This is a genomic window from Paucilactobacillus vaccinostercus DSM 20634 (assembly GCF_001436295.1).
Classification (GTDB): Bacteria; Bacillota; Bacilli; order Lactobacillales; family Lactobacillaceae; genus Paucilactobacillus; species Paucilactobacillus vaccinostercus.
Genome location: NZ_AYYY01000054.1, coordinates 1 through 1,715 on the forward strand (window position 1 = coordinate 1; position 1,715 = coordinate 1,715).

The window sequence follows — 1,715 nt, forward strand, 5'->3', positions numbered from 1 at the left end:
GGCGCTGCTCCGTGTCAAGTAGACAGATCAAATAATTAAAGTGCCTATGCACTTATCTTAACGGCATGATTCCGGTATTCCTTCGGAGTCATGCCGTTTAGTGTTTCTTGGCGGCGTTCGTAGTTGTACCAATTGATTGCCGCCTCAATACTTTTCATCATTTCAAGCTCTGATAGGCAGTGTTCAAAGGCAAAACGTTCGACCTTAAGGTGGCTCCACAAGCTTTCCATCGGACTATTGTCACCAGGAGTACCAGGTCGCGACATGCTGTGGGTAATCCCTTCGCCTGCTAAAAATGTGTTGTAGATACGCCCGGTGTAGGCCGAACCTTGGTCGCTGTGGACAATTCCGGGCTTAATCCCGTTGGTGTTCTTGATTGCGAGTTTCATCGTTTTGGTGATCAACGCTGCGGTTTCGGTAGAGGCCACACACCAAGCAATTATGCTGTGATCGTAGAGATCTTTAATAGCACTTAGTCGTATTTTCTGGCGGTCATCTTGACCGAAAGTGAGTTCAGAACAGTCAGTTACCCAAACCTGATTGGGTAAGTCGGGATGAAAGGCATGCCCAGCATCAACTGTGTACAACTTGTTGGCTAGGAGAAACTCCTTCTTCTCAATCTTACGATTGTGTTTCGCCACGCGGATAGAGGCCTGAATGCCCGCCTTGCGCATGATTCGGCGGACACGGCCATGGCTTACGTGATAAGGGGTCTCCATATTGATATACGTCACGAGTCGCTTAACTCCAAAGACATAGTGATTTTTCTCCTCAAGGTCAATGATGTAGGCCAAGACGGCCTGATTCTCTTGGTCGTGAACGGTCACCTTACGGTGAGTCCATTTGTAATAAGCGGCTCGTGAAATCTTCATAATTTGGCACGCTGCGCTGATACCATAGCGCTGACCGGAATCAGGATTCACTTCTTGTGCGAGGATTTGGATGACTTGGTAGTACTTATCTGAGCGGCATTCCTTCTTTCTATCTCTTGGATTTTTTTTAGTACGGCGACCTCCGTTGAGACGTAAGTCAACCGAGTCTGCAGGCGCTTGTTCTCAAGCTTCAGGTGTTCGACCTCAGTGAGCTGACCATTATCTTCCTTGGCCTTGCCGCGCCGATCTGTCAAAGCGGCTTCGCCGCCTTGCTTGAACTTCTTAACCCACGCGTAAACTTGACCATATGAGACCTGAAAGTGCTGTGTTGCTTCGACATAGTTGTAGTCATTGGCGATAGTCCATTGGGCAATCTCTATCCGTTCAAGCTGCGTCGTCTTGCGTCCATTCTTCATTGGCTTGGCCCTCCCAGTGGCTTTTAGTGATTTACCACTAGTATACCGTGAAACCCATTGATAAATGACGCCACCGTTGGAAATTCCGTATTCTCGAGCAAGCGCTGGATAAGACATGTTTCCAGCCAGGTATTTCTGAACTACTTCTAACTTAAACTCTTGAGAATATCGTTGCGATGTTCGTTTACGTTTTAGCCCATCCATACCTACGGTATCATAGCGTTCAAGCCATTGTGTTACTTGTGAATGGTGGACACCATATTCTCGTTGGACTGCCTTGGAGCTCCAACCTTCATTTTGAACCAGACCAATGTAGAAGAGTTTCTCTTCAAGCGTGTACCGTGAACCTTTTCGGCCCATACAAAAACTCCTTCCTAGGAAGGCAAGCTTTAATTATTTGCTTGTCTACCCAAGAAGGAGTATAGCC

The 1,715-nt window shown here is 47.3% G+C and carries 2 protein-coding genes; both read right to left on the minus strand.

Annotation, left to right across the window (positions count from 1 at the left end; all coding sequences use genetic code 11):
* Positions 1 to 44: 44 nt before the first annotated feature.
* Entirely contained in the window at positions 45 to 923 is an 879-nt protein-coding gene (locus tag FC26_RS08660) for an IS3 family transposase (protein WP_157061151.1), read from the minus strand.
* The gene (locus FC26_RS08665) at positions 920 to 1,648 is read right to left on the minus strand and encodes a helix-turn-helix domain-containing protein (protein WP_057779689.1); all 729 of its coding nucleotides are present in this window, start codon (positions 1,646 to 1,648) and stop codon (positions 920 to 922) included. Before FC26_RS08665 ends, FC26_RS08660 begins: the two co-directional genes overlap by 4 nt.
* Between the last annotated feature and the right edge of the window lie 67 nt (positions 1,649 to 1,715).

Coding starts and splice junctions, on each gene's coding strand:
- FC26_RS08665 (WP_057779689.1), bottom strand. CDS start 1,648: ATGGGCCGAAAAGGTTCACGGTACACGCTTGAAGAGAAACTCTTCTAC.